This is a genomic window from Actinosynnema sp. CA-299493, assembly GCF_050946825.1.
Lineage (GTDB): Bacteria > Actinomycetota > Actinomycetes > Mycobacteriales > Pseudonocardiaceae > Actinosynnema.
The window spans coordinates 5,425,835-5,439,314 of the sequence record NZ_CP191993.1 but is presented as its reverse complement, the minus strand read 5'-3'; the positions used below and the strand labels follow the sequence as shown (position 1 = coordinate 5,439,314).

Annotated in this window: 15 protein-coding genes; 5 read left to right on the top strand and 10 right to left on the bottom strand. The window is 73.3% G+C overall.

Going from position 1 to position 13,480, the window contains the following annotated elements; translation table 11 throughout:
* The first annotated feature begins 142 nt into the window (after positions 1-142).
* The 4 genes from ACQPYE_RS22680 (at position 143) to ACQPYE_RS22665 (ending at position 3,200) form a co-directional block, all read left to right on the top strand.
* The gene (locus tag ACQPYE_RS22680; RefSeq protein ID WP_498714258.1) at positions 143-1,822 is read left to right on the top strand and encodes a sigma-70 family RNA polymerase sigma factor; all 1,680 of its coding nucleotides are present in this window, start codon (positions 143-145) and stop codon (positions 1,820-1,822) included.
* 83 nt (positions 1,823-1,905) lie between these two features.
* A complete protein-coding gene (locus tag ACQPYE_RS22675) occupies positions 1,906-2,301 on the top strand; it encodes an ATP-binding protein (RefSeq protein WP_498714255.1) in 396 nt (131 codons plus the stop codon).
* Between the two features lie 48 nt (positions 2,302-2,349).
* Entirely contained in the window at positions 2,350-2,712 is a 363-nt protein-coding gene (locus ACQPYE_RS22670) for an STAS domain-containing protein (RefSeq protein WP_498714253.1), read from the top strand.
* 92 nt (positions 2,713-2,804) lie between these two features.
* Positions 2,805-3,200, top strand: a complete 396-nt coding sequence (locus ACQPYE_RS22665; protein ID WP_498714251.1) for an ATP-binding protein — start codon at positions 2,805-2,807, stop codon at positions 3,198-3,200.
* A gap of 24 nt (positions 3,201-3,224) precedes the next feature.
* Here the strand turns inward: ACQPYE_RS22665 and ACQPYE_RS22660 are convergent, their stop codons facing one another.
* The 7 genes from ACQPYE_RS22660 to ACQPYE_RS22630 all read right to left on the bottom strand — a co-directional run bounded on the left by ACQPYE_RS22660 (position 3,225) and on the right by ACQPYE_RS22630 (position 9,686).
* A complete protein-coding gene (locus ACQPYE_RS22660; RefSeq protein ID WP_498714249.1) occupies positions 3,225-4,781 on the bottom strand; it encodes a serine/threonine-protein kinase in 1,557 nt (518 codons plus the stop codon).
* Between the two features lie 75 nt (positions 4,782-4,856).
* Positions 4,857-5,579, bottom strand: a complete 723-nt coding sequence (locus ACQPYE_RS22655; protein WP_498714247.1) for a spermidine synthase — start codon at positions 5,577-5,579, stop codon at positions 4,857-4,859.
* Between the two features lie 73 nt (positions 5,580-5,652).
* Positions 5,653-6,066 (bottom strand): arsenate-mycothiol transferase ArsC, encoded by a 414-nt coding sequence (locus tag ACQPYE_RS22650; RefSeq protein WP_498714245.1) that lies wholly within the window; start codon positions 6,064-6,066, stop codon positions 5,653-5,655.
* Complete coding sequence (locus ACQPYE_RS22645) at positions 6,063-6,776, bottom strand: aquaporin (RefSeq protein WP_498714244.1); 714 nt, start codon at positions 6,774-6,776, stop codon at positions 6,063-6,065. Before ACQPYE_RS22645 ends, ACQPYE_RS22650 begins: the two co-directional genes overlap by 4 nt.
* A gap of 13 nt (positions 6,777-6,789) precedes the next feature.
* Complete coding sequence (locus ACQPYE_RS22640; protein ID WP_498714242.1) at positions 6,790-7,467, bottom strand: arsenate reductase/protein-tyrosine-phosphatase family protein; 678 nt, start codon at positions 7,465-7,467, stop codon at positions 6,790-6,792.
* Between the two features lie 107 nt (positions 7,468-7,574).
* Positions 7,575-9,251: a ribonuclease J gene (locus ACQPYE_RS22635; RefSeq protein ID WP_498714240.1), complete on the bottom strand. Its 1,677-nt coding sequence runs from the start codon at positions 9,249-9,251 to the stop codon at positions 7,575-7,577.
* Positions 9,252-9,314: 63 nt separating this feature from the next.
* Complete coding sequence (locus ACQPYE_RS22630; protein WP_498714238.1) at positions 9,315-9,686, bottom strand: MerR family transcriptional regulator; 372 nt, start codon at positions 9,684-9,686, stop codon at positions 9,315-9,317.
* 132 nt (positions 9,687-9,818) lie between these two features.
* Between ACQPYE_RS22630 and ACQPYE_RS22625 the strand changes: the two genes are divergently transcribed.
* Complete coding sequence (locus tag ACQPYE_RS22625) at positions 9,819-11,429, top strand: peptide chain release factor 3 (RefSeq protein ID WP_498714236.1); 1,611 nt, start codon at positions 9,819-9,821, stop codon at positions 11,427-11,429.
* Between the two features lie 49 nt (positions 11,430-11,478).
* On the opposite strand, the gene ACQPYE_RS22620 is transcribed toward ACQPYE_RS22625, so the two are convergent.
* The 3 genes from ACQPYE_RS22620 to ACQPYE_RS22610 form a co-directional block, all read right to left on the bottom strand.
* Complete coding sequence (locus ACQPYE_RS22620; protein WP_498714234.1) at positions 11,479-11,838, bottom strand: MmcQ/YjbR family DNA-binding protein; 360 nt, start codon at positions 11,836-11,838, stop codon at positions 11,479-11,481.
* Between the two features lie 156 nt (positions 11,839-11,994).
* Complete coding sequence (locus ACQPYE_RS22615) at positions 11,995-12,123, bottom strand: hypothetical protein (protein WP_498714232.1); 129 nt, start codon at positions 12,121-12,123, stop codon at positions 11,995-11,997.
* Between the two features lie 26 nt (positions 12,124-12,149).
* Complete coding sequence (locus tag ACQPYE_RS22610) at positions 12,150-13,463, bottom strand: FAD-dependent oxidoreductase (protein WP_498714230.1); 1,314 nt, start codon at positions 13,461-13,463, stop codon at positions 12,150-12,152.
* Positions 13,464-13,480 lie beyond the last annotated feature (17 nt).

Here is a 13,480-nt window from a genome sequence, read left to right as displayed (position 1 = left end):
GCCGTCCGTTCCCTCTGGCGGTCCCGCGCGTTGTGGATGCAGGCCCCTTGTCCGCGGGGGCGGTGGGGTGAATCCCGCATCCGCCAGTTGGATATGGTCCGACCTGAATCGCTCACCTACCGTGCTGGGAGGAAGACGTCCGGTGATCGGGCATCCCGACGAGCGCGCGCTGGAGCGGTGGGCGCGGGCGGACCTGACGGCACTGCGCGACGACCTGGACCACGCCCTCAACGCCGACGCGAGTTCGACGTACGGCTCGTCCGGCGTGCCGCGATCGTCCCGGCCGCCGTCGGACGCGGAGCTGATCGACGCCGTGCGCGGCGGGGAGATCCAGGCGTACGGGCAGCTGTTCGAACGGCACGTGCGGGCCGCCCGCAACCTGGCCCGGCACCTGGCCTGGTCGAACGCGGAGGCCGACGACCTGGTGTCGGACGCGTTCGCCAAGGTGCTCGACACGCTGCGCGCGGGAGGGGGACCGGATTCCGCGTTCCGCGCCTACCTGCTGACCGCGTTGCGCCACACCGCGTACGACAAGACGCGGCGGGACAAGAAGCTCAAGCTGGCCGACGACGTCGAAGCCGTGACGGGCGTGGAGAAGGTCACCACGGTGCCGTTCCACGACCCGGCCGTGGCGACGCTGGAGCGGGCGCTGGCCACCAGGGCGTTCGCCAGCCTGCCCGAGCGGTGGCAGACGGTGTTGTGGCAGACCGAGATCGAGGGCCAGTCCGCCGCCGAGCTGGCGAAGCTGCTGGGGTTGACCGCGAACGGCGCCTCGGCGTTGGCCTACCGGGCGCGCGAGGGGCTCAAGACCGCCTACCTCCAGGCGCACCTCGCGCACAGCCCCACGGACCGCTGCCGCGCCACCGTCGCGAAGCTGGCCGCCTGGACCAGGGGCGGCCTCACCAAGCGGGAGACCGCCCAGGTGGAGGCGCACCTGGACGAGTGCCCGACCTGCCCCGCGATGGCCGCCGAGCTGGCCGACGTCAACGGCACGTTGCGCGCCGTCGTCGCCCCGCTGGTGCTCGGCGCCGGTGTCTCGGGTTACCTGGCCACGACCGCCGGCGCCGCGGAGGCGGGCGCGGTGGTGGCGGGAGCGGGCGCGGCGGCCCACTCGGTCACGACGGCGCAGTGGCTCGGTGTGGCGGCCTCCGCCACCGCGATGGCCGCGGCCGTGGCGATGGGCCTGAACATCGGGCCGCCCGCGGCCTTGCCCGCGGTGGAGGCGCAGGCGCCCACCGTGACGGCCGACCACCGGACGTCCGGGGTCATCGCGGGGACGTCCGTGCGCCCCGCGGACTCCGCCGCGCCGGTGACCACGACCGGACCGTCCGACCAACCGTCCGGCCGCCCTGCCGACCAGCCGTCCGCGCCGGTCGCGTCCGACATCACCCCGACCGCCGAACCCGGGCCGCGGCAGCCGCTGGTCCCCGTCGTGCCGGACGGTTTCACCATGTCCACCGGCGGACCGCCCGTCGACCTCCCCGTCATCATCCGCAACACCGGCCCGACGCCCCTGTCTCCCACCACGCTGGTGCTGTCGCTGCCCGACGGTGTCCAGGTGGTGGGTCGGGGCAAGAACCTGCTGGGCGGGCCGCTCGTGCGACGGGAAGGCGCGGCGGCGGGGACGGTCGGGTGCCCGGCGGGCAAGGGCACGGTCACCTGCGTGGCCGAGGGCGAGCTGTCCGCCGGTGACTCGGTGACGTTCGTCCTGCGGCTGCTCGCCGGCCCGAAATCCGTCGGTGGCACGATCAGCGGCACGGTCACGGCCGGCTCCGGTCAGCCTGTTCCGGTCCAGCTGTCCGTCGTGGTCACGCCGAAGTAGACCGCGGGTTTGGCCCGTCCGTGCGCCGGGTACCCCCAGCCTTGTTCTTGCCTTGAAAAAACAGGGCGGCTGGAGGCTGGACCATGAGCACCGTCGAACTGCCCCGGGACGGCGTCGAGACCTTTCTCCCGGACACCCCTCCCGCGCCGGAGGAACTTCTCGCCCTGGTTGCCCGCACGCTGCCGGACGTCGGCGGGGACCGACTCGTGGACATCCAGGTGGTCGTCGCGCAGCTGGTCGGCAACTCCTACCTCCACGCCACCGGGCCGCGACGGCTGCGACTGCGCCGAGGGCCCGACGCCGACCTCGTGCGGATCGAGGTCGAGGACGGCAGCCCGAGCCGACTCCCGGTACTGGGGCGGCTCGACACCCCCGCACACGGTCGCGGCCTGCTCATGGTGAACCGGCTGTCGGTCAACTGGGGTCATCGGCCCCGTGCCGACCACAAGACGGTCTGGGCCGAGGTTCGACTGGCCTGAATCGTTCCGCACGCGGGGTCGCGCAAGGCGGTTACGGGAGGCGATTCGGTGACACCCACACCAGGCAGGCGTGGTCCGCGCGCGGGTTTCTCCTGCGACTGCCGGACGGGTGAGGGCACGACGGTGATCACGGTGTCCGGCGAGGTGGACATCGTGGCGGCGGACCGGATCCAGGAGCACCTCGTGCGCGACGAAGTGGGACCGGACGGGATCCGGCTCGACCTGGCCGGTGTGACGTTCATGGGCGTCGCGGGTCTGGCGGTGCTGCTGCACGCGGCAGACCTGTGCCGCGACCAGGGCATGGACCTGACGCTGGTGGCGTCACCCGAGGTCACGCGGGTGGTCGGGCTGATCGACGCGACCGCCGGGCTGGTCGACCACCTGATCCCCGTGGCGGTGGACCCGCGCTGAGGTCGGGCTCACTGTTTGCGGGTGGGGGCTGGGGGAACCCGGCACCTGTGCCCTGCCCCGAGGGGAGTGCCTAGTGCTGGAAGGCTTGTGTGGTGGACGTAGTCGAACGGTCCGGTGACCACGTCGACTTCGATCTGGAGGACACCGTTCCACCGGTGCGCCGCGCGCGGAGGTGGATCACCGAGAACGTCCCGGAACTGGACGGGTCGACGCTGCTCGACCTGCTGCTGATCGCCGACGCGTTGCTCACCAACGCGTTCGAGCACGCCACGGCCCCGCGGTGGTTGCGGTTGAGCCACCGGTCCGACGGGCACGTCGTGCGGGTGGAGGTGTACGACGCCAGCCCCGAACTGCTGCCCGTGCTGGGCAGGCCGGACGGGTGGGAGCCGCACGACCGGGGCCTGCTGCTGGTGAACCGGTTGGCCTCGCGGTGGGGTGTGGACCCGCAGAGCGCTTGCAAGGTCGTGTGGGGCGAAGTCGCCGCGTGACCGGGGCACGACGACCGAGGGCGGTCAGCCTTCGCCGTTCTTGCCGCCACCGCGTTTCCTGTCGTCGTCCTTCTTCTTGTGGTCCTCGTCGTCGTCCGCTTCGTCGAGGCGTTGCGAGGACAGGACTTCGTCCGCGTCGATCAGCGGTGTGCCGTCCTGGACCACGAGCCGCAGGCGGTGCGACTCGCGCGTTTTCCTGCCCCCGGGGCCGGTGAGGTCGATGCCGACGGTGACGGTGTCGGGTCCGGCAACCGTGGGCGGTGAGCTGACGACGAGTTCTTGGACGTCGCGCCAGGTCCTCTCGTACTGCTGGCGACCCGGCGCGCGCAGGCCGGGCCCGAGCCGTTCCCAGGCTTGGGCGGTGTTCTTCGGCAGCAACGCGTAGTACTCCGCGACCGCCTGCTCCAGCCGGGCGGGAGCGGGCGTGTCGCCGGACGACGACGTGGGCGTGACCGCGCCCGCGGCGTCGTCAGCCGGCCGAGCGCCGTTCGCCACCACCAGAACCAGCACGACGAGCCCGACCACAGCCGCCGCGGCCACCGCGACGAGCGCCATCCGCCCACCGCGCGCCGGTCGTGGTGCCAGGGCAGTCGGGTGCGGTGTCGATGACGTCGTCCGCACACCCGCCGGGTCCACCGGGTCCGCCGGGAGCAGACCGGTCGGTCGCGGTTGCGGTCCGACGTGGTCCTGGTCGGTCGGGCGCGCTGCGGGGACGTGGCCGGTCGCTCGTGGTGGGAGGTCGGCCGGGTTCAGGTCCAGCCGGGTCGCGGCAGGCCGCGTCACGTCCAGCGCGCGCAACCGGTCGGCGGCCTGCGCCATCGTCGGGCGAGCGGCCGGATCGGTGCGCAGCAGGTCCATCAGCACGTCGGTCAGCGGCCCGGCCTGCGTCGGCGGTGCGAAGCGGCCCGCGGCGACGGCGTGCAGCAGGGCGATCGCGTTGTCACCGTCGCCGAACGGCGGACGGCCCTCCACCGCCGCGTACAACGTGCCGCCGAGGGCGAACACGTCGGAGGCGTGCGCCGGCTCGCCGCCGCGCGCGACCTCCGGCGAGAGGAACGCGGGTGTGCCGGCCAGCAACCCGGTCCTGGTGACGGTGACGTCCCCGACCGCGCGGGCGATGCCGAAGTCCGTGATCTTCGCGGTGCCGTCGTCGGTCAGCAGGACGTTGCCCGGCTTGACGTCCCGGTGCACGATGCCGGCCGCGTGCGCCGCCGCCAGCGCGCCGGCGATCTGGCCGCCGATGGACACCACCCGTGCCGCGGGCAGCGGTCCGCGCGCGATCAGCTCGGCCAGGGTCCGCGCGGGCAGGTACTCCATGACGAGCACCGGCTTGCCGTCGTCCTCCACGACGTCGTGCACCGTCACCGCGTTCGGGTGCTGCAACCGCGCGGCGATCCGCGCTTCCCGCGCCGCCCGACCCACTGCCGCGACCGGGTCGGAGCCCTCGGGCACCACGAGTTGCTTGAGCGCCACCACGCGGTCGAGGCGCTCGTCCACCGCCTGCCACACCACGCCCATCGCGCCCGCGCCCACTCGCCCGCGCAGCCGGTACCGCCCGGCCACCAAGCGCCCCACGTCCATCACCAGCGAACCCCGCTTTTCCCGGCGCCAACCGGACAACCTTACGTCCCCCGGCCGGTTCGATCCGAGGTCGCGTCAGTGATCGCCCGCCGTCTTCGCCAGGTACACGGTGGCGGTCGCCTCGCGCTGCTGCAGCGGGTTGTCGAACCGGACGACCTCGGCGGCGACCTCGGCGAACCGGTCGGCGAGAGCCGCGGTGTAGTCGTCGTCCGGCGGGTCGTTGGACCACAGGGCGAACACGCCGCCGGGGTGCAGGCGGGCGGCCAGGCGGCGCAGGCCCTCGGGCTCGTAGAAGTCGGCGTTGCCGGGGTGCAGCAGGTGCCGGGGCGAGTGGTCGATGTCGACCACGATCGCGTGGAACAGGCGGTCGGGGTCGGTCGGGTCGAGCCCGCCGTCCGAGCGCGCCAACGCGAAGAAGTCGTCGTGGACGAGTCGGCAGCGCGGGTCGGAGGCCAACTCCTGCCCGCCGGGCAGCAGGCCGCGCCGGTGCCACTCGATGACCTCGCCGAGCGCGTCGACGACGACCACCGACCGCACGGCCGGGTTCGCCAGCACGGTCCGCGCGGTGTAGCCGAGGCCGAGCCCGCCCACGAGGACGTCCAGCGGCGCGGGCAGGCCGGCGAGCGCCAGGCGTGCCAGCTCCACCTCGGACACGGTGAACAGGCTCGACATCAGGAACTCGTCGTTGAGCTTGATCTCGTGGACCTCGCGGTCGAACACGGGGTCCCAACGGCGGCGAAGGACGAGTTCGCCCAACGGGGTCTGACACCAGTCGAGCTCCTGGAAACGCGCGCTCATCGGTTTACCTCCGGTTCGGCCGCCCATCGTCGCAGCACGCCTGGGACCGGGGTGACGGCGGGCCGCGCTGGGACTAGGCGGGCGCGTCGAGGAGTTCGGCGAGCAGCCCCCGGACGCGGCGGTCGATGTCGTCGCGGATGGGGCGCACGGCGTCCACGCCTCGACCCGCCGGGTCGTCGAGCTCCCAGTCGAGGTAGCGCTTGCCGGGGAAGACGGGGCAGGTGTCGCCGCAGCCCATGGTGATGACGACGTCGGAGGCCTCGACGTCCTCGCTGGTGAGCTTGGACGGCACCTCGGCGGTGATGTCCAGGCCCAGTTCGGCCACCGCGGCGGCGGCGGCCGGGTTGACCTCGTCGGCGGGGGCGGAGCCGGCGGAGCGGACCGTGACGCGGCCCAGCGCGTAGTGCCGCAGGAGCGCGGCGGCCATCTGGGAGCGACCGGCGTTGTGGACGCAGACGAACAGGACTTCGGGGTGCTCGCGGGTCAACGGACCTGTCCTTCGGTGACGGGCGCGGTGGTCGCCCGGGTGGTGGGTGGGGCGGGGTGGAGCGTCCGCAGCAGCGGCACGGCGACCGCCGCGGCGACGACCTGCGCCAGCACGAAGACCGGCACGGACGAGGGCGCGATCCCGGCGAAGGTGTCGCTGAACACCCGGCCGACGGTGATGGCGGGGTTGGCGAAGCTGGTGGAGCTGGTGAAGAAGTACGCCGCGCCGATGTAGGCGCCGACGGCGGCCGGCGCGAGGGCGGCCCGACCCGACCGGGCGAGCGAGAAGATCACCAGCAGCAGGCCGGTGGTGGCCACGACCTCCGACAACCCGTGCGCGACCGTGGCGCGCTCGGTGGTGCTGATGGTGATCGGCGCCGCTTCGAACATGACGTTGGCCGTCACCGCGCCGCTGACGCAGCCGAGCACCTGCGCCAGCGCGTACGACGGCACGTCCCGCCAGGGCAGGCCGCGGAACACGGCGTCGACCACGGACACGACGGGGTTGAAGTGGCCGCCGCTGACCGGTCCGAAGATCAGGATGATGGCGTAGAGGCCGACCGCGGTGGCGGCGGCGTTCTCCAGCAGTTGCAGCCCGACGTCGTGGGGTGAGAGGCGTTGGGCGGCGATGCCGGAGCCGACCACCAGGGCGGCGAGCAGCAGGCTGCCGAGGTACTCGGCCAGCAGCCGGTGAGGGAGCGGGCGGGGCATGGGCGATCCCTCTTCAGGCGGGGCGGACGGCGGGCGCGAGGCGGTCGACGCGGTCGGCGAGGTCGCGGTAGGCGGCGTCGAACGCGGTCGGCGTGCCGACGGCGGCCGGGTCGGGCACGGACCAGTGCAGCCGGTCTCCGCGGTCGGTGAGCTCTTCGTGGGCGTTGTCGCACACCGCGACCACGAGGTCGTCGGAACGCAGCACGTCGTCCAGGTGGCGGGTGCGGGCACGGGCCAGCGGCAGCCCGTGCGCGCGGGCGACGGCGACGGCCAGCGGGTGCACGCGCTCGGCGGGACGGGTGCCCGCGCTCGCCGTCGGCACCGGACTGCGCCGCTGCCACAGCGCGGCGGCCAGCTGCGAGCGCGCGGAGTTGTGGCTGCACACGAACACCACCCGCGGCGCCTGGCGCAGGCTCCCGGGCACGAGGTCGGTGAGCGCGGCGGTGCGCAGGCGCAGGTAGGTGCGCCGGTGGTCGCCCTCCGACCGGGACCGCTGCACGATGCCGGCCCGTTCGAGCAGCTTCACGTGGTGGGCGAGCAGGTTGCTGGGCAGCCCGAGCTCGCGACCGATCTCGCCGGGCGAGGCGTCGCCGAGCACGAGCAGGTCCACCAGGGCGAGCCGGGCGGGTTCGCCCAGGGCCGCGTGCACGCGTGCGCGCGCCACCGTGCCGGAAGGCCAGTCAGTGCTCATTGACTCAATGCTGCTTGAGCGAATAGCCGGAAGTCAACCCGGCGGCGCTCCGGCCCCGAACCTACCCTGACGTCACGGTAGGTTCGGGGCCGGCTACGGCCACTGCCTCAGGCCTCGATGACCACGGGGATGACCACGGGACGCCGCCGGTGGGTCCGGTACGCCCAGTTCTGCACCTCGCGGGCGATCAGCCGTTCGAGTTCCTCGAAGTCGGTGACGCCGCGTTCGCTCGCGCCGACCAGGGCCTTCTCGATGGCGGGGATCGCGGGCCGGAAGGTGGAGGCGTCGTGCTCGAAGCCGTGCGCGATGAAGTCCGGCGGTTCGGCCAGCCGGCGCGAGTCGAGGTCGACGATCGCCACGACGGTGATGACGCCTTCCTCGCCCAGGGTGCGGCGCTGGGCCAGCGAGGCCTCGGTGACGCCGCCGACGGTCTGCCCGTCGACGTAGACGTTGTGGATCTCGACCTTGCCGGTAATGCGGGCCCGGCCGTCCTGGAGGTCGACGACGTGGCCGTTGGCGGCGATCGGCACGCGGTCGCGGTCCACGCCGGTGCGCACGGCGAGCTCGGCGTTGGCGCGCAGGTGCCGTGCCTCGCCGTGCACCGGCAGCACGTTGGACGGCTGCACGATGTTGTAGCAGTAGACGAGTTCGCCGGCGCTGGCGTGGCCGGAGACGTGGACCTTCGCGTTGCCCTTGTGCACGACGTTCGCGCCGCGGTCGGTCAGGCCGTTGATGACCCGGTAGATGGCGTTCTCGTTGCCGGGGATGAGCGAGCTGGCCAGCAGCACGGTGTCGCCCTCCTCGACCTGGATCGAGTGGTCGCCGCCCGCCATGCGGGACAGCGCGGCCATCGGCTCGCCCTGGGAGCCGGTGCAGACCAGGGTCACCTGCTGGGCCGGCATCCGGTCCATGCGCTTGATGTCGACGACCAGGCCGTCGGGCACCTTGAGGTAGCCCAGCTCGGTGGCCACGCCCATGTTGCGGACCATGGAGCGCCCCACGAAGGCGACCTTGCGGCCGTGGGCGTGGGCGGCGTCGAGGACCTGCTGGATGCGGTGCACGTGGCTGGCGAAGCTGGACACGATGACCCGGCGCGGCGTGGTGCGGAACACCTCGTCGATGGCGGGGGCCAGGTCGCGCTCGGAGGTGGTGAAGCCGGGCACGTCGGCGTTGGTGGAGTCGACCAGGAACAGGTCGACGCCCTCCTCGCCGAGGCGGGCGAAACCGCGCAGGTCGGTGATGCGGCCGTCGAGCGGGAACTGGTCCATCTTGAAGTCGCCGGTGTGCAGCACGAGGCCGGCGGCGGTGCGGATGGCGACGGCGAGGCTGTCCGGGATGGAGTGGTTGACCGCCAGGAACTCCAGGTCGAACGGGCCGCGCGCGAGCCGCTGCCCCTCCTTCACCTCCACCGTGACCGGCGTGATGCGGTGCTCGACGAGCTTGGCGGCGAGCAGGCTCAGCGTCAGGCGCGAGCCGATGACGGGGATGTCGGGCCGCTCGCGCAGCAGGTACGGCACGCCGCCGATGTGGTCCTCGTGCCCGTGGGTCAGCACGACGGCGACCACGTCGTCCAGCCGGTCGCGCATCCAGGTCCAGTCCGGCAGGATCACGTCCACCCCGGGCTGGTGCTCCTCGGGGAACAGCACACCGCAGTCGACGACGAGCAGCTTGCCGTCGTGCTCGAACACGGTCATGTTCCGGCCGATCTCACCGAGCCCGCCGAGGGCGATGACGCGCAGCGCGCCGGGGGTGAGGGCCGGTGGAGGGGTGGAGGTTCGAGCCATGGTCACACCCTCACGTTACGTGAGGGTGTTCGCGCGTGAACAGCCGCCCCGGGTTCGAGGCGCTCAGCCGCGCGGCAGGCGGGCCCGCAGGCCGCCGGCGAAGTCCTCGGCGATCCGCAACTGGGCCCGCAGTTCCTCGCAGCGCTCCTCGGCGGTGGTGTGGAACTGGGCGAGGCGGTCGAGGTGCTTGTCGCGGTCGTCGTCGTCGAGGGCGGAGAGGGCGTCGAGGATGGCCAGCAGCTCGCGCATCTCCTCCAGCTGGAAACCGAGCGGCTTCATCCGCTTGACCACCTGGAGGCGGTCGACGTCGGGCTCGGTGTAGAGGCGGAACCCGCCCTGGCTGCGGGCGCTGGGCACGACCAGCCCGACCTCCTCGTAGTAGCGGATCGTGCGCAGCGACAGGCCTGTCCGGTCGGCCACCTCGCCGATCTGCATGTGCCCGCCCACAAGATCCCTTCCAACGCCCAATACGTTCGACCATTGTGGCACCCGGTGCGGCACGGCTGGAGGCTACCGTAACGTAAGGGTAGATTTTCGTGGTTCCGTCGAGTCCGGGAGAAACAGCGAATGACCACCGCAGGTTCGGTGACGGCCTCACCCGCCGATGTGCTGCGGGAGGCGGATCGACGGCGCACGTTCGCGGTGATCAGCCACCCCGACGCGGGCAAGTCCACGTTGACCGAGGCGCTCGCGCTGCACGCGCGGGTGATCTCCGAGGCGGGCGCGGTGCACGGCAAGTCCGGCCGGCGCGGCGTGGTGTCGGACTGGATGGAGATGGAGAAGGCGCGGGGCATCTCCATCACGTCGGCGGCGTTGCAGTTCGCCTACGGCGACGCCGTCGTCAACCTGCTCGACACGCCCGGTCACGCCGACTTCTCCGAGGACACCTACCGGGTGCTCGCGGCCGTCGACTCGGCGGTGATGCTGCTGGACGCGGCCAAGGGCCTGGAGCCGCAGACGCTCAAGCTGTTCGACGTGTGCCGCCACCGGGGCATCCCGGTGATCACGTTCGTCAACAAGTGGGACCGGCCCGGCCGCGACGCGCTGGAGCTGTGCGACGAGCTCGTGGAGCGCATCGGGTTGCAGCCCATGCCGCTGACCTGGCCGGTCGGCGAAGCCGGTCACTTCCGGGGCGTGGTGGACCGCCGTGACGGGCAGTTCATCCGCTACTCGCGCACCGCCGGCGGCGCGACGGCCGCCGGCCAGGAACGCCTCGACCCCGCGCGGGCGGAAGCCGAGGAAGGCGCCGAGTGGACGCGCGCGGTGGAGGAGCTCGACCTGCTGGCGGCCTCGGGCGGGACGTTCGACCTGGAGCGCTTCCAGAACGCGTCGGCCACGCCGGTGCTGTTCGGCTCGGCCGTGCTCAACTTCGGCGTGAAGCACCTGCTGGACCTGCTGGTCGACCTCGCGCCGCGGCCCACCCCGCGCCCGGACGCCGACGCGCGGCCCCGTGCGCTGGACGCGCCGTTCTCCGCGTTCGTGTTCAAGGTCCAGACCGGCATGGACCCCTCGCACCGGGACCAGGTCGCGTTCGCCCGCGTCTGCTCGGGCGTGTTCGAACGGGGCATGGTGGTCACCAACGCGACCACCGGCAAGCCGTTCGCCACCAAGTACGTCCAGCAGGTCTTCGGGCAGCAGCGCTCCACACTGGACATCGCGTACCCGGGCGACGTGATCGGGCTCGTCAACGCGCACGCGCTGCGGGTGGGCGACACGCTCTACGCCGACAAGCCGGCGGTGCGGTACCCCGGCCTGCCCAGTTTCGCGCCCGCGCACTTCGCCGCGGTCCGCCCGGCCGACCTGAGCCGGTCCAAGCAGTTCCGCAAGGGCATCGAGCAGCTCGGCGCCGAAGGGGTCGTGCAGATCCTGCGCTCGGCGCGCCGGGGTGACGGCGCGCCGGTGTTCGCCGCCGTCGGGCCGATGCAGTTCGAGGTCGCCGCCCACCGCCTGGACGCCGAGTTCAAGTCGCCCGTGCGCCTGGAACGGTTGCCCTACACCGTGGTGCGGCGGCTGCCCGACCCCGCCCACCAGGCCGTCATCGACAGCCGGGGCCACGAGGTGCTGACCCGCGCCGACGGCACCCACCTGGCGCTGTTCACCGACGCCACGGCGCTGGCCGTGGTGCGCCGCCTGCACCCGGAAGTGGTGCTGGAGCCGCTCGTCGCGGGCACCGACTGACCGGAGGGGCCTGGTGGTGGCCCGCGGTCGTGGCGTGGTGCGGCGACCGTCAGCGGTGTGCTTGCCGGGCCGGGTCGGGCACCTGGTCCAGCAGTTCCCCGGGCGCGGACAGGCGCCAGGCCTCGAAGACCAGCTCGGCCAGCTCGTCGGCCTCGACGCCGGCCAGGTAGACCACCACCCAGCCGAATCCCCCGGACGTGTACTGCTCCTCGAAGACGTCCGGCCGTTCGGCGACCAGCGCCCGCTGCTCGGACAGCAACTGCTTCAAGCCGACGGTCTGCGTGCGCGGCCAGTAGTAGCCGAACCTCTTGCCGCGCACCCTGAACGTGCTGTAGTCCCCGCCCTCCGCGCGCTCGACGTCGACGAGCGCGTCCACGATCCGGATGAAACCATCACTGCTCACTGCCACTGCGGCCCCCACGGAAGTTCCGGCCCACAGTGTAGGGCGGCACGGACTTGAGGCAGACCGCCGCCGCGACCACCCCCAGCGCGGTGAACACCGCCGGACAACCGCCCAACGTCCCGGCGAGCGCGGTCGCGGCCCACGGCGGCACGGCGGCGGCGATCAGCCCGCGTCCGCGCCGATGGCCGGCGCGAGCACCGGGAAGCCGTGGAACAGCACGCCCCAGCCGGTGATCCGGGTCAGGCACAGCACCGCCAGCACCCGGCGCGGCCCGGCGTGTCCCCTCGGCACGCCGGTCCGCGCCGGTCCGCGCCGGGTCAGGCTCGGGCACCTCGGGCGGTGAGCGTCAGCTCCGCCACCCGCGGCGTGGCGCAGCACCCGCCGGAGGAGGCCGGCTCGACGTCGAACACGCCAGACCCGCCGCAGACGCCGGTCTCGGGCAGCGTCAGCTCGACCCGGGCCGCCGACTCGTGGTCGCCCGCGATCTCGGCGGCCACGCTGCGGACCTGCTCGTAGCCGGTCAACGCGAGGAACGTGGGCGCGCGGCCGTAACTCTTCATGCCCACGAGGTACACGCCGGGCTCCGGGTGCCGCAGCTCATCCGCGCCGTGCGGGTGGACGGAGCCGCAGGAGTGGACGTTCGGGTCGACCAGCGGCGCGAGCCTGGTGGGCGCCTCCAACACCGGGTCCAGGTCGAGCCGCACCTCCGACAGCCACGAGTGGTCCGGCCGGAACCCGGTGAGCGACACGACCTCGTCCACCGGGGCGAGGCGGCGCCCGTCCTCCGACACCAGCACCAGGCGCTCGCCGTCGCGCTCGACGGCGGCGGTGCGGAAACCGGTGACCACCTCGACGTGCCCGGCCGCCACCGCGCCCCGCGCCCTCAGCCCCAGCGCCCCGCGCGCCGGCAGCTGGTCGGCCTCGCCGCCGCCGAACACCGCGCCGACCGCGCCCCGACGCAGCAGCCACGTCACGTTCGTGCCGGGGTGCCGTTCGGCCAGGTCCGCCAGCGCGACCAGCGCGGTGAGCGCGGAGTGCCCGCTGCCCGCCACCGCGATCCGCCTGCCCGCGTACCGGGCCCGCTCGCCGACGACGTCCGGCACGCGGTAGCCGATCCGGTCCGCCGCCTCCCGCTCACCCGCGGCCGGCAGCCCGTCGCCGCCCAGCGGGTTCGGCCCGCCCCACGTGCCCGAGGCGTCGACCACGGCGCGCGCGGTGATCCGCTCGCCGCTCTCGACGTGCACGGTCAGCGGCTCGGTCTCGCGGCCGGCGTCCACGACGCGGTCACGTCCGCGACGGGCCACGCCGACCACGCGGGCGTCCACCCGGACGTGGTCGCCCAGCGCGTCGGCCAGCGGCACCAGGTACTCGGCCGCCCACTGCTCGCCGGTCGGGTAGCCGTCGGGGTCGGGCGAACGCCACCCGGTCGGCTCCAGCAGCCGGCGCGCGGCCGGGTCGACGAGTTCGGACCACTGCGAGAACAGCCGCACGTGCCGCCACCGCGCCACCGCCGCGCCGGCCCGCGGACCCGCTTCCAGCACCAGCGGTCGCAGCCCGCGTTCCAGCAGGTGGGCCGCCGCCGCCAGCCCGACCGGTCCCGCTCCGACCACGACCACGGGGAGTTCGTCCACTGGACACCTCTTTCATC